This is a genomic window from Photobacterium sp. 270122K, assembly GCF_059941365.1.
The window spans coordinates 107,233-125,023 of record NZ_JBPOEN010000008.1; the positions used below are offsets into that span (position 1 = coordinate 107,233).

The 17,791-nt window shown below is 51.6% G+C and carries 16 protein-coding genes and 17 tRNA genes; 30 read left to right on the top strand and 3 right to left on the bottom strand.

The window, feature by feature from the left end; translation table 11 throughout:
• Positions 1-6: 6 nt before the first annotated feature.
• The 5 genes from ACSF8W_RS15315 (at position 7) to hemW (ending at position 3,364) form a co-directional block, all read left to right on the top strand.
• The gene (locus tag ACSF8W_RS15315; protein WP_500848106.1) at positions 7-561 is read left to right on the top strand and encodes a YggT family protein; all 555 of its coding nucleotides are present in this window, start codon (positions 7-9) and stop codon (positions 559-561) included.
• Positions 558-854: a DUF167 family protein YggU gene (gene yggU / locus ACSF8W_RS15320; RefSeq protein WP_500848107.1), complete on the top strand. Its 297-nt coding sequence runs from the start codon at positions 558-560 to the stop codon at positions 852-854. The genes ACSF8W_RS15315 and yggU overlap by 4 nt, the downstream gene beginning before the upstream one ends.
• Positions 855-996: 142 nt before the next feature.
• Entirely contained in the window at positions 997-1,434 is a 438-nt protein-coding gene (locus tag ACSF8W_RS15325; protein ID WP_500848108.1) for a DUF4426 domain-containing protein, read from the top strand.
• Positions 1,435-1,585: 151 nt separating this feature from the next.
• Positions 1,586-2,179, top strand: a complete 594-nt coding sequence (locus ACSF8W_RS15330) for an XTP/dITP diphosphatase (protein WP_500848109.1) — start codon at positions 1,586-1,588, stop codon at positions 2,177-2,179.
• A 3-nt stretch (positions 2,180-2,182) separates the two neighbouring features.
• The gene (hemW, locus tag ACSF8W_RS15335; RefSeq protein ID WP_500848110.1) at positions 2,183-3,364 is read left to right on the top strand and encodes a radical SAM family heme chaperone HemW; all 1,182 of its coding nucleotides are present in this window, start codon (positions 2,183-2,185) and stop codon (positions 3,362-3,364) included.
• 70 nt (positions 3,365-3,434) lie between these two features.
• Here the strand turns inward: hemW and ACSF8W_RS15340 are convergent, their stop codons facing one another.
• From ACSF8W_RS15340 to trmB, 3 genes are all read right to left on the bottom strand, one after another.
• Complete coding sequence (locus ACSF8W_RS15340) at positions 3,435-4,004, bottom strand: hypothetical protein (RefSeq protein ID WP_500848111.1); 570 nt, start codon at positions 4,002-4,004, stop codon at positions 3,435-3,437.
• 48 nt (positions 4,005-4,052) lie between these two features.
• Positions 4,053-4,973: a glutaminase B gene (gene glsB, locus ACSF8W_RS15345; protein WP_500848112.1), complete on the bottom strand. Its 921-nt coding sequence runs from the start codon at positions 4,971-4,973 to the stop codon at positions 4,053-4,055.
• Positions 4,974-5,098: 125 nt separating this feature from the next.
• Positions 5,099-5,836 carry a tRNA (guanosine(46)-N7)-methyltransferase TrmB gene (gene trmB / locus ACSF8W_RS15350; protein ID WP_500848113.1) on the bottom strand — a complete coding sequence of 246 codons (738 nt, stop codon included), beginning with the start codon at positions 5,834-5,836 and terminating at the stop codon, positions 5,099-5,101.
• Between the two features lie 168 nt (positions 5,837-6,004).
• Here trmB and mutY point away from each other — a divergent pair, with 168 nt between their 5' ends.
• The 25 genes from mutY to ACSF8W_RS15475 all read left to right on the top strand — a co-directional run bounded on the left by mutY (position 6,005) and on the right by ACSF8W_RS15475 (position 17,690).
• Positions 6,005-7,108, top strand: coding sequence for an A/G-specific adenine glycosylase (gene mutY / locus ACSF8W_RS15355; RefSeq protein ID WP_500848114.1), 1,104 nt, complete (start codon positions 6,005-6,007; stop codon positions 7,106-7,108).
• A gap of 123 nt (positions 7,109-7,231) precedes the next feature.
• Entirely contained in the window at positions 7,232-7,993 is a 762-nt protein-coding gene (locus tag ACSF8W_RS15360; RefSeq protein WP_500848115.1) for a 5'-methylthioadenosine/adenosylhomocysteine nucleosidase, read from the top strand.
• A gap of 99 nt (positions 7,994-8,092) precedes the next feature.
• Positions 8,093-8,365: an oxidative damage protection protein gene (locus ACSF8W_RS15365; protein ID WP_428479775.1), complete on the top strand. Its 273-nt coding sequence runs from the start codon at positions 8,093-8,095 to the stop codon at positions 8,363-8,365.
• Positions 8,366-8,497: 132 nt separating this feature from the next.
• Positions 8,498-9,640, top strand: a complete 1,143-nt coding sequence (mltC, locus tag ACSF8W_RS15370; RefSeq protein WP_500848116.1) for a membrane-bound lytic murein transglycosylase MltC — start codon at positions 8,498-8,500, stop codon at positions 9,638-9,640.
• A 141-nt stretch (positions 9,641-9,781) separates the two neighbouring features.
• Positions 9,782-9,857 (top strand) — tRNA-Phe (locus ACSF8W_RS15375).
• Positions 9,858-9,902: 45 nt separating this feature from the next.
• Positions 9,903-9,978, top strand: a tRNA-Asn gene (locus ACSF8W_RS15380).
• Positions 9,979-10,026: 48 nt separating this feature from the next.
• A tRNA-Thr gene (locus ACSF8W_RS15385) sits at positions 10,027-10,102 on the top strand.
• Between the two features lie 59 nt (positions 10,103-10,161).
• Positions 10,162-10,237 (top strand) — tRNA-Phe (locus tag ACSF8W_RS15390).
• Between the two features lie 6 nt (positions 10,238-10,243).
• Positions 10,244-10,319, top strand: a tRNA-Asn gene (locus ACSF8W_RS15395).
• Between the two features lie 45 nt (positions 10,320-10,364).
• Positions 10,365-10,440 (top strand) — tRNA-Thr (locus ACSF8W_RS15400).
• A gap of 59 nt (positions 10,441-10,499) precedes the next feature.
• A tRNA-Phe gene (locus ACSF8W_RS15405) sits at positions 10,500-10,575 on the top strand.
• Between the two features lie 6 nt (positions 10,576-10,581).
• Positions 10,582-10,657, top strand: a tRNA-Asn gene (locus tag ACSF8W_RS15410).
• Between the two features lie 227 nt (positions 10,658-10,884).
• A complete protein-coding gene (locus ACSF8W_RS15415; protein ID WP_500848117.1) occupies positions 10,885-12,522 on the top strand; it encodes a methyl-accepting chemotaxis protein in 1,638 nt (545 codons plus the stop codon).
• 248 nt (positions 12,523-12,770) lie between these two features.
• Complete coding sequence (locus ACSF8W_RS15420) at positions 12,771-14,195, top strand: lytic polysaccharide monooxygenase (RefSeq protein ID WP_500848118.1); 1,425 nt, start codon at positions 12,771-12,773, stop codon at positions 14,193-14,195.
• Positions 14,196-14,387: 192 nt separating this feature from the next.
• On the top strand, positions 14,388-15,014 hold the full coding sequence (locus ACSF8W_RS15425; RefSeq protein WP_500848119.1) for a glutathione S-transferase family protein: 627 nt from the start codon (positions 14,388-14,390) through the stop codon (positions 15,012-15,014).
• A 135-nt stretch (positions 15,015-15,149) separates the two neighbouring features.
• Positions 15,150-15,225 (top strand) — tRNA-Phe (locus ACSF8W_RS15430).
• A gap of 45 nt (positions 15,226-15,270) precedes the next feature.
• Positions 15,271-15,346: transfer RNA gene (locus ACSF8W_RS15435), tRNA-Asn, on the top strand.
• A 48-nt stretch (positions 15,347-15,394) separates the two neighbouring features.
• Positions 15,395-15,470 (top strand) — tRNA-Thr (locus tag ACSF8W_RS15440).
• A 59-nt stretch (positions 15,471-15,529) separates the two neighbouring features.
• Positions 15,530-15,605 (top strand) — tRNA-Phe (locus ACSF8W_RS15445).
• Positions 15,606-15,611: 6 nt separating this feature from the next.
• Positions 15,612-15,687: transfer RNA gene (locus ACSF8W_RS15450), tRNA-Asn, on the top strand.
• Between the two features lie 44 nt (positions 15,688-15,731).
• A tRNA-Thr gene (locus ACSF8W_RS15455) sits at positions 15,732-15,807 on the top strand.
• 60 nt (positions 15,808-15,867) lie between these two features.
• Positions 15,868-15,943 (top strand) — tRNA-Phe (locus ACSF8W_RS15460).
• 43 nt (positions 15,944-15,986) lie between these two features.
• Positions 15,987-16,062 (top strand) — tRNA-Asn (locus tag ACSF8W_RS15465).
• 43 nt (positions 16,063-16,105) lie between these two features.
• Positions 16,106-16,181: transfer RNA gene (locus ACSF8W_RS15470), tRNA-Thr, on the top strand.
• A 255-nt stretch (positions 16,182-16,436) separates the two neighbouring features.
• Positions 16,437-17,690 carry a cyclic di-GMP phosphodiesterase gene (locus tag ACSF8W_RS15475; RefSeq protein ID WP_500848120.1) on the top strand — a complete coding sequence of 418 codons (1,254 nt, stop codon included), beginning with the start codon at positions 16,437-16,439 and terminating at the stop codon, positions 17,688-17,690.
• Positions 17,691-17,791 lie beyond the last annotated feature (101 nt).

Consider the following 17,791-nt stretch of genomic DNA (forward strand, 5'->3'; position numbering starts at 1 on the left):
TAGTTTATGAATGCAATGGGTTTTCTTGTTAACACGCTCTTTGACCTCTACATCATGGTGGTGCTATTGCGCATCTGGCTGCAGTGGGCAAGAGCCGATTTTTACAATCCGTTCTCTCAATTTATCGTCAAAGCAACCCAACCCGTGGTTGGCCCGCTACGCCGTCTGATCCCATCAATTGGTTCATTGGATGTGGCCACCCTGCTGTTTGCTTACCTGCTCAGCATCGGTAAATTTGTGATCCTGACCTTGGTGGTCGGCGGGGGCTTAATGTTCTCACCGGATCTTCTATGGATTGGTGCGCTGTCTTTATTGAAAGCCGCGGGTGGCTTGCTGTTCTGGGTACTGCTATTGCGTGCGATCCTAAGCTGGGTCAGCCAGGGCCGCAGCCCAATGGAATACGTGATGCATCAGTTAACAGAACCAATGACCGCGCCAATTCGCCGTATTATCCCAGCCATGGGTGGCTTGGATCTGAGCGTGTTGGTGTTGTTCATCGGCCTGCAGTTTGCCAACTTCCTGATTGGTGACATGGTTGGCCAGATCTGGTTCCAACTATGACCGTGAGCGCCGTGAGCAAGGACGGGGACGATTTGGTTATTCGGCTGTATATTCAGCCTAAAGCCAGCCGTGACCAGCTCGTGGGGCTCCATGGTGAGGAATTGAAAGTTGCCATCACCGCACCGCCGGTGGATGGCAAAGCGAACGCCCACTTAACCAAGTACCTCGCGAAGCAATTTCGCGTGGCCAAAGGCCATGTGGTGATCGAAAAAGGCGAACTGGGACGACATAAACAAGTGCGCATTGAAGCGCCCAAAGTGATCCCGGATACCGTCGCAGCACTGTTGGCGTAACCCGCCATCCCGTGCCACCTTTCAGCCCGTCCCTCTCGTCTCAAACTCGAGGGACGGGCTGATTGCTATACTAATGGAACCCTACCCACCCGCTGTTTAGGGCGAGCCCCCAGCGCGGTGCGTATCACAAGGACTCGACGCCATGATCCGATACATCCGCCGACTGATGTTTTTGTCTGCCAGCTTGTTGCTGACCCTGCCCGCCTATGCCGAACAATTTGCAAAAATCGCTGCATTGGAAGTGCACTATTCCAGTTTCCCCTCCACGTTTCTTACCCCAGACATTGCCCAGCAATACAACATTCAACGCAGCCGCTACAACGGCGTGGTCAATATTACCGTGATTGACACCGCCCAAACTGGCAAGCCCGCGGTGGCTGCGGTTATCTCCGGCAAAGCCAAGAACCTGATAGGCCAAGAGAAAAAACTGTCATTCCGTGAGATCCGCGAAGGCAACGCAATTTATTACATCGCCGAAATCAAACACGCCAACGAAGAACGGTTTACCTTTACCATTGATGTGTCGCAGCAAGGCACCAATGGCTCGCTCGACTTCCAACAAACCTTCTACGTCGACTAAACCGCCTTGGCCAACAGAGCCTGAGTGCTATCCGGCCTTCTGCCCCAGCCTGTGCCCTTTTATTTTCGCCGTAGTAAGATAAGATAGCGCCCACTCACGCCCCACCGCAGGGGCGTGCTCCCACTGACTATCGATGTTTCGAGGAACCACAATGAGCAAATTAGTACTGGCCACGGGTAATCAAGGCAAAGTGAAAGAGATGGCAAGCCTGCTGGCTGACTTTGGCTTTGATGTGGTCGCCCAGAGTGATTACAACGTTTCCTCGGTCGCCGAAACCGGCACCACCTTCATTGAAAATGCCATCATTAAAGCCCGTCATGCCGCCAAAGAAACCGGCTTACCGGCCATTGCCGATGACTCTGGCTTAGAGGTGGATTTCCTCAAGGGTGCCCCGGGTATTTACTCTGCGCGCTATGCCGGTGAAGACGCGTCTGATCAAGCGAATATCGACAAACTGCTTGAGGCCATGCAAGGCGTGCCCGCCGACCAACGTACTGCGCGTTTCCATTGTGTGTTGGTGATGATGCGCCACGAAAATGATCCGACGCCATTGGTCTGCCACGGCACGTGGGAAGGCAGCATTACCGAACACGAACACGGCAATAATGGCTTTGGTTATGATCCGATTTTCTGGGTACCGGAAGATCAGTGTGCCTCTGCCGAGCTTGAACCAACGCGTAAGAAGCAACTGTCTCACCGTGGTCAGGCATTGGCGCAGTTGTTTGCCGCCCTGAAGGATCAATAAGCCATGCTCGTGCCACCACCACTCAGCCTGTATATTCACATTCCTTGGTGTGTGCAGAAATGTCCGTACTGTGACTTTAACTCGCACGCCCTGAAAACCGCGATCCCAGAGCTCGATTACATCGATGCCTTGATTGAGGATCTCGATATCGATCTCGCGGCTTATAACCTGAACGACAGCCAACGTCCGCTGCACAGTATTTTCATCGGCGGCGGCACACCTAGCCTGATCTCGCCGGAAGAAATTGGCCGTTTATTGCAAGCGGTTCAGCAGCGCATTCCGTTCTGTGATGACATTGAAATCACCATGGAAGCCAACCCAGGCACGGTCGAAGCCGGTCGCTTTGACGCGTATCGTGCCGCAGGCGTGAACCGTATTTCCATCGGCATTCAAAGTTTCCAGGATGAGAAACTGACTCGCTTAGGCCGTATTCACGGCGGCGAAGAAGCCATCAAGGCCGCTCAACTGGCCACGAATGCAGGCTTAAACAGCTTCAATATCGATTTGATGCATGGCCTGCCGGATCAAAGCGTGGACGATGCGCTGTCGGATCTAAAACAGGCGATCGCGCTGAACCCGCCACACCTGTCGTGGTATCAGTTGACGATTGAGCCGAACACTCTGTTCTACTCCAAACCGCCGACATTGCCGGATGATGATGATCTGTGGGACATTTTCGAACAAGGCCACCAGCTGTTGGCAGAGGCAGGCTATGTGCAGTATGAGATCTCGGGCTACAGCAAGCCGAGCAAACAATGCCGTCATAACCTCAACTACTGGCGTTTTGGTGACTACTTGGGCATTGGTTGTGGCGCACACGGTAAGATCAGTTTTGCCGATGGCACTATCACCCGTACCGTGAAAGTGAAGCATCCCCGCGGCTACCTCAATGCGGCTAAACCGTACTTGGATCAGGAAACTCAAGTGGCGGACAGTGAGCGCCCGTTTGAGTTCTTCATGAACCGCTTCCGTTTGCTCGAAGCCTGCCCGAAACAAGATTATCCGGCTCGAACTGGCTTACCGTTAAGCACGATTGCCGAGCCCATTGAATGGGCATTAGCACAAGGCTATCTCGTGGATAACGGCGAAGAATGGCAGATCACCGAACACGGTAAGCTGTTCCTCAATGATCTCCTCGCGGCGTTTGTCGAAGACGACGAAGAAGATACTGACGCTGACGCGTAAAAACACAAAGAGCAGCCCATGGGCTGCTCTCTTTTTTGTTACGCGTACAGGTTTATGACATGCACTGGCGTTACTCGGTAATGCTCACCGTCTGCCAACGTTTTAACGCCGGGATCAACGATTGGATTTCATGCTCTTTCGCTTGGCGCGCAGCCACACGCTGGCACAATTCTTCATTGATCAATTGCGAACGGGACAAGGTATAGGGCAAGTCATCACGCATGAAGGCGTGGTAGTCCGCCAAAGCCCCCATTTGATCCGCATTAAGCTTCACTTTATGAATGCCGAAATACAGCTGCCCACTGGATTTAACCAAAAAGGTTTTATCACGCATATCCAAGGTTAAAACATCATCTTGCAAGCTGATCCCATTGTGCCATTCCAACTGACACACCGGGGATGGCACGGCAGGAGAGGATGACACTGCGGATTCCGCTTGCGCCGATACCGGCTGTGCCTGCACGCTGGGGGTCGCAATTGTCGTGGCCGCGATGATCCACACCGCACCACACACGGCGCGAGATAGCGCCCCACTCATTTTGCACGTTATATCATGACCGTTAGGCCACCACGCGCACCCACGGGGAGTGCCCTTCTTTTCATGCTGCTGCGGATCATCGTGCATCGACTCATACGGCATAGTCTTCTCCCTTTCACCGAGAGCAGCCATGCCAGCGCAGCTGTCTCGTTAAAAAATCGAACGTCCAATACGCTCAGCGAGTAACTCCAGAGCCGCCGTCCCCGCCAGTGAATTGCCTGACGGATCCAACTCGGGTGACCACACCGCAATGGTCATTTCCCCCGGTACAATGGCGACAATACCGCCACCGACTCCAGACTTACCTGGCATCCCCACACGGTAAGCAAATTCCCCGGCACCGTCATACAGGCCACAGGTCGCGAGTAATGCATTCATTTGCTTACACTGAGTTTGGGTGATAATTGTTTTTTTTGCGCCCAAAGGAAGCCCTTTGTTTGCTAAGTAGCTGAATGTACGCGCCAAATCCACACAACTCATTTTGAGTGCACAATAGCTAAAGTAATTACTGAGCACCGGCATCACTTCGTTATCGAAGTTACCGAACGAGCGCATCAGGTAGGCAATCGACGCATTACGATCGCTGTGCTGCATCTCTGACGCCGCCACCGCTTTGTCGTACACAATGTGCGGATTGCAGGCCAATTCACGCACTAACTCCAGCATACGGTACTGCGGCGCCGACAAGCGGCTGTGCAGCAGATCCGACACCACCAGCGCACCGGCATTGATGAATGGATTACGGGGAATGCCGTTTTCCAGCTCCAGCTGGATCATCGAGTTAAACGCATGGCCCGACGGCTCTTTGCCAACCCGTTGCCAGATCTCTTCGGGTTCATACAGGCTCATCGCCAACGTTAAGCTCAATGCCTTGGAGATCGACTGAATCGAGAAGCCTTCTTCACAGTCGCCGGCTTGAATGATCTCGCCGTCGTTATAACACACCGCGACACCCAGCTTGTGCGCCGGTACTTCCGCTAACGCGGGAATATAGTCTGCCACCTTCCCCTGACCAAGCAGGGGTCTGACTTCATCTAGAATCTCATTAAGCAACTGTACGGTTGGCTTCATTACACGTTCTCCAAGGGTAAAAAAGCCAACACTAAGGTTGGCTTTCTTGTTTAACACAGTGGCCGTATTCGACGTTCACGCGGTGCCTATGGCACGCTCGACGTTCGAATCGGCAGGGGCATGATTTATTCAGTACGTGCGTACTTCATGTCCCATACGCCATGGCCTAAACGGTGGCCACGCGCTTCAAATTTCGTTAGCGGACGATCTTCCGGACGTGCGATGTAGTCGCCGTCAGTCGCCGTGTTCGCGTAACCCGGTGCCGCATTCATCACTTCTACCATGTGCTCTGCGTAGTTTTCCCAGTCAGTCGCCATGTGGAAGATACCGCCGATTTTTAGCTTCTTACGTAGCATTTCCGCGAATTCTGGCTGCACGATACGACGCTTGTGGTGACGTGCTTTGTGCCATGGATCAGGGAAGAACAACTGGACGCAATCAAGACTGCCATCTGGGATCATGTGTGCAAACACTTCTACGCCATCGTGACACATTACGCGTAGATTTGTCAGGCCCGCTTCTTCTGCTGCCATCAGGCAAGCACCCACGCCAGGGCTGTGTACTTCAATACCGATGAAGTTTTTCTCTGGGGCATTTTTTGCCATTTCAACCAAAGAGGCACCCATGCCGAAGCCGATTTCCAGTACCACTGGCGCTTCACGGTTGTACACCTCTTTCCAGTCCAGCATCTGCTGAGCGAAGTCGATACCCATTGTCGGCCAATTTTTTTCCATCGCCAATTCTTGGCCTTTGGTTAAACGGCCTTCACGACGAACAAAGCTACGAATTTTACGTACCAGTTTGCCGTCTTCGGTAAATTCAGTCAGGGTCACTTCACCTGACTTCTTTAAAACTTCGCTCATGCTTACTATCCAAACAAAAAAGAAACGGAACGGCATTATCCAAAGTTACAGATTAAGTGCAAGTCTATCGTTTGCGAGTCGTCCCAGTTTATGGTGCAATCAACAGCCCAATATGCACCCTATCATCATGGCACGCATTCATTGCGGTCAGTAACGAGAACCAAGCCTGTGACGAACACCTTCTCTGATGCCATTTTAGCGTGGTATGACAAATTTGGCCGGAAAACCCTGCCTTGGCAGCAAGAAAAGACCCCGTATAAAGTCTGGTTGTCGGAAATTATGCTGCAGCAAACCCAAGTGGCGACCGTGATCCCGTACTTTGAACGCTTCATGGCCCGCTTCCCGACCGTGGCGGATTTAGCCGCCGCCGAACAAGATGAAGTGTTGCACCTGTGGACCGGTTTAGGCTACTACGCCCGCGCCCGTAACCTGCATAAAGCCGCCAAGTACATTGTCGACCACCACCACGGCCAGTTCCCGATCGATATTGAACAGGTCATGGCGCTGCCGGGCATCGGCCGCTCAACCGCGGGGGCCGTCTTGTCGCTGTCGCTCAAACAACCGCATTCCATTCTCGATGGCAACGTGAAACGCACCCTCGCCCGCTGTTACGCCGTCGAAGGGTGGCCGGGCAAAAAACCGGTAGAAAATGCCTTGTGGGCGATTGCTGACGCCAATACGCCAACCGAGGGCGTTGAACGCTACAACCAAGCCATGATGGACATGGGCGCGATGATTTGTACCCGCAGCAAGCCCAAGTGTGAATTGTGCCCTGTCGCGACCATTTGCCAAGCGAAAGCCAGCGGTCGTCAGGCGGATTTCCCGGGTAAGAAACCAAAGAAAACCCTGCCAGAGAAAAACACCTGGTTTGCGATTTTCCAGCGCGGGGAAGAAGTGTGGTTAGAGCAGCGCCCGCAAAGCGGGATCTGGGGCGGCCTGTGGTGTTTCCCGCAACACGACACCGCGACTTTAGACACCCTGATTGATACGCGACTCGGCAGTGTGCCCAACCAACTGACCGAGCAATGCATTGTGGCGCAGGAGCAACTGACTGCCTTTCGCCACACGTTCAGCCATTACCATTTGGACATCGTGCCGATCCACTTCACCCTCAGCGATGAGAGCGATATTGTTTCACCACTGACCGATGAACAAGGCGAGCTTCGCACAGGCCAATGGTACAGCTTAACGGCACCAGCCAAAATTGGCTTAGCCGCTCCGGTACAGAAGATCCTTGATAGTCTGGCCTATCACCTCACTAACGCGTCATAACACGCTCAGCACACTCAGTAAAACAATGCGGGGAATAGTCGCCTTCACTGGCTATTCCCTCTTGAGATAAAAGCCGTTATTATCGCGCCGATTATCATCCCCTTGCTGCTGAGACGCATATATATGTCTAAATTTTCTCTCTTTTTCGCTCCTCTACTGGCTTTATGTTCTTTTTTTGCCTCCGCAACGCAAACGATTGCTATCGTCGGTGCCATGGATGTGGAAGTGAACAACCTGATCCCGGAAATTGAACAACACAAAGCGGTACAGATCGGCCAACATACGTTTCATACCGGTACCCTACGCGGCCACCCAGTTGTCGTGACCCGTTCTGGCGTCGGCAAAGTGAATGCGGCGATCACCACCACGCTGTTGATCCGTGAATTTAAAGCCGACCAATTCATTTTCACCGGTATCGCCGGTGCAGCGGCGCCTGAACTCAGCCCGACCGATGTGGTGATCTCGAATGCCCTTGTCCAACACGATGTGGATCTGACCGTCTTTGGCAGCCAACTGGGCCTAATGGACGGTTTTGAGGATCGTCTCTTTCACGCTGATCCGCGTTTGGTAAAACTGGCTCAGCAAGCGGCTGAAAAAGTGGTCGGTAACGATCATGCGTTCACCGGCATCATTGCGACTGGCGATCAGTTTATTGCTAACAAACAACGCGTGGCAGAGATCCGCAACGAATTCAATGCTATGGCAGTAGAAATGGAAGGTGCCGCGGTGGCACAGGTGGCCTTCATGTTCAACAAACCGTTTGTGGTGATCCGCACCATTTCTGACAAAGCAGACGGTTCAGCCCACATGGATTACCCGAAACTCAAGCAAGCCACAGCCGATAACTCGATTGCGATCACGCTGGCGATGTTAGCGCAGCTGTAACACGCCACGCTCTAGCCGCTTTTCTCGGTCTCTGGTATAACTACAGCATGATAATTTCCCCGCCACGTATGCCGGGGACCACAGTGAAAGGAACGCCTCATGAGCCGTACTGTTTTTTGTGCCCGCTTGAAGAAAGAAGCGGATGGTCTGGACTTCCAACTTTACCCGGGTGAGCTAGGCAAGCGTATTTTTGACAACATCTCAAAAGAAGCGTGGTCAGAATGGCAAGGTAAGCAAACCATGCTGATCAACGAAAAGAAACTGAACATGATGGATCCAGAGCACCGTAAGCTGCTGGAAACAGAGATGGTGAAGTTTCTGTTTGAAGGTCAGGACGTGATCATTGACGGCTACACACCGCCAAGCCAATAAGGCCAGCGACTAAGCCCATCACGTTTTCATGGTGATGTGACGCTTTTTTCTCGCCTGACAGCGCAAAGATATTGATAATGATCTCATTGACGATCTCGTGAATGGGATCTTTTTTTTGCCTGTTTGAACCTTATGACATTACGATCCCTGCTGATTGCTTCTCTTTCTTTGCTGACATTAAGTGGCTGTAGTCGCGAATTTGTCGAATCGGTCTACACTGTCGATTACAACACCACCAATCGCTTTGCCTATAACTTAGCCCCACAACCCGGCCAGCTCACCAAAGATTCAGCAGCCTTAGACCAACTGATGCACAGTTTCAGTGGCCAAGTAGAACGCTATTGGGGGGAAGACGATGCCTTGGTGGCCAGTAAACGTCAGTATGTCAAATACACCGATGGCTATCAGAGTCGCGCCCATGTGGATTTTGAACGCGGCATGGTCATCGTCGAAACGGTCGCAAAAACCGAACCCACTCAACACCTTAAAGCGGCCATCACCACCACCTTATTGACCCCGGAAAACCCTGCGGGGGTTGACCTGTATTCCGACTCTGCCATCGAATTGGGCGACAAACCGTTTTTGTACGGGCAGATCCTCGATAGCGAAAAACAGCCCATTGAATGGTCATGGCGGGCCAATCGTTTTGCCGATCACCTGATCACCACCCAACTGAAAAAACGCGCCGAGCGTTACCATCAGGTCTACTACGTGGAGATCCCCATGGTGGCGGATCACGCCGACCAGCGCAGTTATAAATACGCCCACTTGGTGCAGGATGCCTCACGTCGCTACGGGATCAGCGAAGATCTGATCTACGCCATCATCAAAACAGAGAGCAGTTTCAACCCTTATGCGGTCAGCCATGCCAATGCTTACGGCTTGATGCAGGTTGTACCCGCCACCGCAGGGGTAGACGTATTTAAGCTGGTCAAAAAACGCAGCGGCGAGCCAAGCCCGATGTACTTGTTTGATCCCGCCAATAACATCGACACCGGCACGGCATACTTTTATCTGCTGCGCCATCGCTACCTGAAAGCGGTTAAAGATCCCCTGTCACTGCATTACAGCATGATTTCCGCCTATAACGGCGGCACCGGCGGCGTGCTCAATACGTTCCACAGTAACCGCGCACAGGCAATGAACAGTTTGAACAAGTTACAACCCAATCAAGTCTATTGGGCACTGACTCATCGCCACCCCAAAGCCGAAGCACGCCGTTATTTGCAAAAAGTCACGGCTTATCAAAAAGCCTTTAATCAAGGTAAGTTATAACCGCCCTACCATGCTGGCGGTGCAGAAACACTCAACCAAACACACAACCGAACAAAAACCAAGCACACGAACAATCAGGGATGATTTTTCTGAAAAAAAGGTTGACGATAAACCGGAAAACCAGTTTAATAGCGCTCCGTTGCCTCGATAGCTCAGTCGGTAGAGCAGAGGATTGAAAATCCTCGTGTCGGTGGTTCGATTCCGCCTCGAGGCACCACTTCTTCTCTTTTGAAGAAAACGGTGCAAGCAACGAAAATATAATTCCCCTTTAGTTCAGTCGGTAGAACGGCGGACTGTTAATCCGTATGTCGCAAGTTCAAGTCTTGCAAGGGGAGCCAAATTCAGTGTTGAGTCTTAGGACTTGAGACTAAAAAAAGATTTAGTGTGCCGACTTAGCTCAGTAGGTAGAGCAACTGACTTGTAATCAGTAGGTCACCAGTTCGACTCCGGTAGTCGGCACCATTTCTTAGCAAGATCTGCGTAAGCAGTTTTGCAAAAGTTAACACTTCGGTGTGACTTTTGCCTCGATAGCTCAGTCGGTAGAGCAGAGGATTGAAAATCCTCGTGTCGGTGGTTCGATTCCGCCTCGAGGCACCATACAATTCCCCCTTAGTTCAGTCGGTAGAACGGCGGACTGTTAATCCGTATGTCGCAAGTTCAAGTCTTGCAGGGGGAGCCAAACAACGTATCAAATCGAAAGATTTGGCACTAAAAAGATTCGTGTGCCGACTTAGCTCAGTAGGTAGAGCAACTGACTTGTAATCAGTAGGTCACCAGTTCGACTCCGGTAGTCGGCACCATTCTTTAGCAAGACCTGCGTAAGCAGTTTTGCAAAAGTTAACACTTCGGTGTGACTTTTGCCTCGATAGCTCAGTCGGTAGAGCAGAGGATTGAAAATCCTCGTGTCGGTGGTTCGATTCCGCCTCGAGGCACCATACAATTCCCCTTTAGTTCAGTCGGTAGAACGGCGGACTGTTAATCCGTATGTCGCAAGTTCAAGTCTTGCAAGGGGAGCCAAATTAAACCTCAGTCGAAAGACTGAGGTTTTTTTTCGTCTGCTGAACATCACCACACTCACCTCCCCCTCGTCTTCTTCTTTCTTTTCTCTTTCCCGCCACTCGCCACTGATCTCACTTTGTGCCGCAAGTGTCACAATACATGCTTTATGGTTATGATTTGTTTTACAAAAATACATTGAGCGATTATAAATGTCGCCCTCATTTGCCACCTCGATATCATTACCCATGAAATTGAAACACCAAGCGTATCTTCTCTCCGCCATGATCCTGCTTGCCTTATGCATCAGCAGTGTATCTGGCCTATGGTCAGCGCGTGTCGCCAGCAGCGAAGACAACAAAGCCCGTGTGACCGAACTGTTTAACAGTGCCTACAGCATCTTGTCTGAAGTAGAGAAAATGGCAATTGAAGGCCAACTCGATGAAACACAAGCGAAAGCCCTGGCCACCCGCTTACTGCGCAATAACCTGTACAAAGACAACGAGTATGTCTACGTTGTCGACAGCAATATGACGTTTGTTGCCGCACCGCTTGATCCACAATTGCACGGTACCAGTTTCAATGACTTTAAAGACGCTGATGGCAACAGCATTGGTCAGCTGATCCAACGCGTACTGGCAAACAGCCGCAATCAACTGGTGGAATACACCTGGCACCAAGCCCTGCCCGATGGCACGATTGAAAAGAAACTGTCGATTGCCAAGAAAACCCCGCATTGGGGCTGGGTGGTCGGTACCGGCATTGGCTTTAATGAGGTCAATGCCCGTTTCTGGTCAAATGCCCAATGGCAGCTGCTATTGTGCCTGTTTGCCGCTGGACTGATTTTGTGCGTCCTCACGCTGGCGATTAAACGCATGGTGAATCTATTGGGTGGTGAGCCAGATGATGTTCGCGCTGCCGTACAGTCGGTTGCCAACGGCGAGATTCGCACCGCCTTCCCATACTCGGCGCCCGACGGCAGCATTTATTTCGCCGTACAACAGATGAACCACTCACTGGCGCAGTTACTGGGACAGTTAGATCTTTCCATGCGCGCACTGCGTGAAGAATTAGCTTTAGTCAGTGATCGGGCGATCACACTGGCCGCACTGAGTGAAACCCAGCAGCAATCAACCGAGATGATTGCGACCGCGATGACCGAGATGGCCTCCTCAACCGGTCATGTCGCCAGCTCAGCCAAAGACACCGCACAGAGCACCTTGGAAGCCGATCAACAAAGTCAGCATACGCAACAGTTGATCCAATCCACCGTGGTCAATATTGAAGGGCTGGCCACCGATCTCAATACCGCCGGCCAAGCCGTGTCACACCTTGATCATGACATCAACAGCATTGCCAAAGTGCTGAATGTGATTGGCGATATTGCCGAGCAAACCAACCTGCTGGCACTTAATGCCGCGATAGAAGCCGCGCGCGCCGGTGAGCAAGGCCGCGGGTTTGCCGTGGTTGCCGATGAGGTACGCAGTTTGGCGGGTCGCACGCAGAACAGCACCAAAGAAATTCGCGACATGATCAAGAACCTGCAGCAGTCATCACATCATGCACTTAACGCCATGGAGACCTGTGCCAACACCAGCATGAGTACTGTTGAACAATCGCGTCAGGCCTCCGATGCGTTAAGCCAAATTGTGATGGCGTTGGAATCCATCACCGGCATGAGCCACCAGATCGCGTCAGCCGCCGATCAACAACAGCAAGTAGGCGATGACATTGCAGAGCGCATCAATCTGATTGATGACAGTGGCCGCCAGCTCAGCCACGTGATCACGGACAGTCATGCCAGCACCGAAGCCTTAAGCAAGCTTTCACAAGCGCTTGAGCATTCTATCAGCCAATTTACTATCCTCTCTGCATCACGCCGCTGATCCTCACTATCATCACAGGGGTTCATGTGCCACATTCGGCACATGAACCCGCTTCTTCGACGCATATCGCGTTAAACACCCCAAAAATACATCACACAAACAGAAATTTATGCACTCTCCTGTGCGCTGATATTTTTTATTTGCGACCGACTCGAATTTGAGCGAAACCCACTTTGTAGATCAAAAAACCTACAAATTTATAACAATAAAAATTCGATAACCGCAACAGCGATCAAAATGGAGAGAGAATGAAATTCAGCCAACCCTTGCCCTCAAAAAAAGCCACAGCCCTTGCGGTTGCCTCGCTTTGTGCGCTGGGCTACAGCTCAGTTGCATCCAGTCACGGATACATGGAGTACCCCCCCGCGCGTCAGGCGATCTGTGCCCAAGACGGGGGTTATTGGGGCGCGCAAGACGGCTCGCAAATTCCGAATGCCGCTTGCCGTGCCGCCTTCCTTGAGTCCAGCTGGTTCCCCTTTGTACAAAAACCTGAATTTGCCAAGCTGGTCTCTAACTACCGTGACCAAGCCGCTGTAGAAAAAGCCGTCCCGGATGGCAGCCTGTGCGCCGCCGCCGATAAGAAAAAAATCGGGATGGACGTGGCCTCCGCAGACTGGCAAAAAACCGCGATCACACTGGATCAAAATGGCCAGTTGACGGTGCTTTATCGTGCCGAAACGCCGCATAATCCAAGTTTCTGGACGTTTTACCTGACCAAACCCGGGTTTGATAACGCCACACAAACACTGACATGGGCGGATCTCGAATTGGTGGATGAAGCCGGTAACGTACCGGTCACCGTGATCAACGGTAAAAAATACTACGAGATGACCATTAGCTTGCCAAGCGACCGTACCGGCGATGCCATTCTCTACTCACGCTGGCAGCGTATCGATCCTGCGGGTGAAGGCTTCTACAACTGCAGTGACATCAGCTTTGGCGGCGAACCAACTGAACCGGGTAAGCCAGCCCCTTGGGTCAATGCCGGGCCGCTACTGAAAGCCACCACCGATGCCCAAGCGGGCGACACAGTATGGTTCCGTATTTTCGATGCGAACGGCAACGAGAAAGTGTTTGAAAAACTGGCGATTGATACCGGTAATGAGGCTGAATCAGTCTGGGCGCGTACTCTTGCCGACACCATCAATACCCGCTTTTCCCAGCACGGGCAACTGGGGATACTGGATGCCGCGCAGGCGATCACCTTTGATCCAAGCGATCTCTATGCCAATCAGGTGTATCTGCCCAATGCAGACTTCAGTTTCCGCCTGGAAGTGAAGGCTGAACCCGTCACACCGCCACCGGTCGAGCCACCGCCCCCTGTGGAACCGCCACCACCGGTAGAGCCACCGCCGCCGGTTGAACCACCACCACCCGTAGAGCCACCGCCGACAGGCGACACCACCTGGCAGGCTGACGCGGTTTATCTCGCCGGTGATACCGTGGTCTACAACGGACAAACGTATACCGCCAAGTGGTGGGTACAAGGTCAACATCCGGGTGAAAGCGCCGCGTGGGAACTGAATGCCCCAGCAGGCAGCCAAGCATGGATGGCCAGCAAAGCCTACAACGCGGGCGATCAAGTCATCTACCAAGACGTCACCTATAAAGCCAAATGGTGGACCAAAGGCACCGCACCGGGTACGGCAGGCAGCCCATGGCAAGCCCTCTAAGCCCCCTTGCTTTATAAGCCCAAAGCCACCTAATTCAGGCTTTCGGCAGAGCCTCTTCGTGCAAGAGGCTCTTTTTTCTTTTCTATCTTCTTCTTTCTTCCCTTCTCCCACGCGTCTCAGCCCTGACCTTGAGTTCCCGCCCTGCACTGGCTACGTTTATTAGCATCCCTTCACGCCATTCAAGGATGACAAATGCTCACGCTGTACGGTTACCCACAAACCCGCTCGCTACGTGTGTCATGGTTATTAGAGGAACTGGGGCTCGACTGGCACTATCACCCGATCCGCTTTCATCAGAATGCGCATCGCGCCCCGCAATACCTTGCGCTCAACCCTCAAGGCAAAGTGCCTTGCCTCGCCGATGACGACTTGGTGATCAGTGAATCCACCGCCATTTGCTTCTATTTAGCGGAAAAATACGGTCACCATTGGCTCCCCGCACCGGGTACCGCCGAATCAGCTCGTCACCATGAATGGATCAGTTTCATTATTACTGAGCTGGAACAAGCCCTTTGGACCATGGGAAAGCACCAATTTGCCTTACCCGAAACCATCCGTTTACCGGAAATATTACCGGTCGCAGCATGGGAATGTCGCCGCGCACTCAAAACCGCCGAGCAACGCGTGCCCGAAGAGGGCTTTCTTTTAGGTCATTTTCCGACCGTTGCCGATATTTTTCTTACTCACACCCTGAATTGGGCGATCAAGTTTGAACAAAAACTGCCGCTTAAATTAGAAAAATACCGCCAATTTGTCAGTCGGCGCCCCGCATTATCCCGTGCCATAGAGCGAGAGCAACGTGCTTTACACGGTACCTGACACCCATAATTTGCTATTAAAACCCCTCAATAAGTTCAAAAACCGAGCGAACAGCCGAAAAAAAGGTAAGTTGAGTGTTTTTTCAAAAAAAAAGCATTGACGAAAAGTCCGAAAACCAGTTTAATGCGCTCCGTTGCCTCGATAGCTCAGTCGGTAGAGCAGAGGATTGAAAATCCTCGTGTCGGTGGTTCGATTCCGCCTCGAGGCACCACTTCTTCTCTTTTGAAGAAAACGGTGCAAGCAACGAAAATATAATTCCCCTTTAGTTCAGTCGGTAGAACGGCGGACTGTTAATCCGTATGTCGCAAGTTCAAGTCTTGCAAGGGGAGCCAAATTCAGTGTTGAGTCTTAGGACTTGAGACTAAAAAAAGATTTAGTGTGCCGACTTAGCTCAGTAGGTAGAGCAACTGACTTGTAATCAGTAGGTCACCAGTTCGACTCCGGTAGTCGGCACCATTTCTTAGCAAGATCTGCGTAAGCAGTTTTGCAAAAGTTAACACTTCGGTGTGACTTTTGCCTCGATAGCTCAGTCGGTAGAGCAGAGGATTGAAAATCCTCGTGTCGGTGGTTCGATTCCGCCTCGAGGCACCATACAATTCCCCTTTAGTTCAGTCGGTAGAACGGCGGACTGTTAATCCGTATGTCGCAAGTTCAAGTCTTGCAAGGGGAGCCAAACAACGTATCAAATCGAAAGATTTGGCACTAAAAGATTCGTGTGCCGACTTAGCTCAGTAGGTAGAGCAACTGACTTGTAATCAGTAGGTCACCAGTTCGACTCCGGTAGTCGGCACCATTTCTTTAGCAAGATCTGCGTAAGCAGTTTTGCAAGAGTTAACACTTCGGTGTGACTTTTGCCTCGATAGCTCAGTCGGTAGAGCAGAGGATTGAAAATCCTCGTGTCGGTGGTTCGATTCCGCCTCGAGGCACCATATTTTATCTTTCACGGTTAACGTGTGAGAAGAAAGTAACAATTCCCCTTTAGTTCAGTCGGTAGAACGGCGGACTGTTAATCCGTATGTCGCAAGTTCAAGTCTTGCAAGGGGAGCCACATTAGTTTTAAGCCTTTGGCTTGAAATAATAAGAATAAAAATGCCGACTTAGCTCAGTAGGTAGAGCAACTGACTTGTAATCAGTAGGTCACCAGTTCGACTCCGGTAGTCGGCACCATTTTTGAAACCTCATCTTTGATGAGGTTTTTTTTTGCCTGTCATTCGTACTGTGAACCTGCTTCCATATTGAGTTAAACACGGTGATTGATTTACACTAAAAAACACTGTGTTATAAACAACATAATGAAACAAAGGGGACGTGTATGATCGCGTACCAGCTCCACCCTCCCCTTGACGGTCACACACACGCAGAGCCCACTCTGTATGAATGGATTTCCACCTCACTCGACGCAAATAGGTTGCGCTGACACTCATGGCCATCAAACTCTCTATTGAGCGCTTAACCGAAGGTTTATACATCAAGCTCCCCCTGCAATGGACGGATCACCCTTTTCTGCTCAATCACTTTAAAATCAAAGATCAGCAACAAATTCGCCTGATTAAAAATCTGGGGGTGAAATACGTCTATCTGATCCCAGAGAAAAGTGACGTGCAACCCCTGCCGCCTGAAACGCCGCACGATGAAATTTCCGAACAAGAGAGCCGCTTTCTTGAAGCCCAAGCGGAAAAGTTGTGGCTGGAAAAACAAGGCCGTATCACCCGCCTGAAAAACTACAAACGCAAGCTGCAGCAGTGTGAAAAGAACTTCAGCCGCTCAATGGCGCAATTGCGCTCGGTGATGGGCAAAGTCAAAAGCCGCCCGGTCACCGCGGTGAAAGAAGCCGAAATGCTGGTCGAAGAGATGGTGGATGCGTTACTGGAGTCCGACAACGTCGCGCTACACCTGATGAATGACAACAAAGAGAATGAAGACATCTACTGTCATTCCCTCAATGTCACTATCATGTCGATGATGCTGGCCCGTTCCTGTGGCATGTCGCAGGCCGACATCAAGGCCATTGCGTTAGGGGCGATGTTTCATGACATGGGCAAATTGAAGGTGCCCACCGCCATTTTACGGAAAACCACCCCGCTGACCGAGCCGGAGCTGAACTACCTCAAGCTGCACACCAAATACAGTGTGGATTTAGCAAACCTGACGGCGGACTTTCCCGACAGCGCCAAACCGATCCTCGCGCAGCATCATGAGCTGCTCGATGGCAGTGGCTATCCCAAGCAGCTAAAAGGGGATGAGATTGATCTCAAGGCGCAGTTGGTCGCAGTGGTAAACAGCTACGACAACCTGTGTCACCCACAAGATCCGACCAAAGCGAGGATCCCATACAGCGCCCTGTCGCACCTGTTTAAGAACCGCCGCGAGCAGTACAACAACGACTATCTCGCGCTGTTAATCCGCCTGCTAGGGGTCTACCCACCAGGCAGTGTGGTGCAATTGTCTAACCAACAGTTAGGGCTGGTGATTTCCGTCAATGCGGACAATCTGTTACACCCCAATGTGTTGCTGTACGATCCGAGCGTGCCGTCCAACGAGGCGCCAATCATCGAACTGGGAGAAAACAATTTACGTATCGAGCAAGCCATTGCCCCGAGTAAGTTACCCGAGAAGGTTTACGCCTATCTGAACCCTCGCGTCCGCATTGCCTATTATTTTGAGTCAGATGACTGATCCCCATCCGCGTCTCTATCTATGGACATAAAACCATAGACATAAAACGAGAGACATAAAACGAGAGACATATACCGATAGACATAAAAAAGCACGCCCAG

What these genes read in the sequence shown, in the direction of transcription:
- ACSF8W_RS15475 (WP_500848120.1), top strand. Translation starts at nt 16,437, where the DNA reads ATGGCCATCAAACTCTCTATTGAGCGCTTAACCGAAGGTTTATACATC.
- mltC (WP_500848116.1), top strand. Translation starts at nt 8,498, where the DNA reads ATGACATTACGATCCCTGCTGATTGCTTCTCTTTCTTTGCTGACATTA.
- ACSF8W_RS15315 (WP_500848106.1), top strand. Translation starts at nt 7, where the DNA reads ATGAATGCAATGGGTTTTCTTGTTAACACGCTCTTTGACCTCTACATC.
- ACSF8W_RS15425 (WP_500848119.1), top strand. Translation starts at nt 14,388, where the DNA reads ATGCTCACGCTGTACGGTTACCCACAAACCCGCTCGCTACGTGTGTCA.
- ACSF8W_RS15415 (WP_500848117.1), top strand. Translation starts at nt 10,885, where the DNA reads ATGAAATTGAAACACCAAGCGTATCTTCTCTCCGCCATGATCCTGCTT.
- ACSF8W_RS15340 (WP_500848111.1), bottom strand. Translation starts at nt 4,004, where the DNA reads ATGCCGTATGAGTCGATGCACGATGATCCGCAGCAGCATGAAAAGAAG.
- trmB (WP_500848113.1), bottom strand. Translation starts at nt 5,836, where the DNA reads ATGAGCGAAGTTTTAAAGAAGTCAGGTGAAGTGACCCTGACTGAATTT.
- hemW (WP_500848110.1), top strand. Translation starts at nt 2,183, where the DNA reads ATGCTCGTGCCACCACCACTCAGCCTGTATATTCACATTCCTTGGTGT.
- ACSF8W_RS15360 (WP_500848115.1), top strand. Translation starts at nt 7,232, where the DNA reads ATGTCTAAATTTTCTCTCTTTTTCGCTCCTCTACTGGCTTTATGTTCT.
- ACSF8W_RS15330 (WP_500848109.1), top strand. Translation starts at nt 1,586, where the DNA reads ATGAGCAAATTAGTACTGGCCACGGGTAATCAAGGCAAAGTGAAAGAG.
- ACSF8W_RS15365 (WP_428479775.1), top strand. Translation starts at nt 8,093, where the DNA reads ATGAGCCGTACTGTTTTTTGTGCCCGCTTGAAGAAAGAAGCGGATGGT.
- yggU (WP_500848107.1), top strand. Translation starts at nt 558, where the DNA reads ATGACCGTGAGCGCCGTGAGCAAGGACGGGGACGATTTGGTTATTCGG.
- ACSF8W_RS15420 (WP_500848118.1), top strand. Translation starts at nt 12,771, where the DNA reads ATGAAATTCAGCCAACCCTTGCCCTCAAAAAAAGCCACAGCCCTTGCG.
- ACSF8W_RS15325 (WP_500848108.1), top strand. Translation starts at nt 997, where the DNA reads ATGATCCGATACATCCGCCGACTGATGTTTTTGTCTGCCAGCTTGTTG.
- glsB (WP_500848112.1), bottom strand. Translation starts at nt 4,973, where the DNA reads ATGAAGCCAACCGTACAGTTGCTTAATGAGATTCTAGATGAAGTCAGA.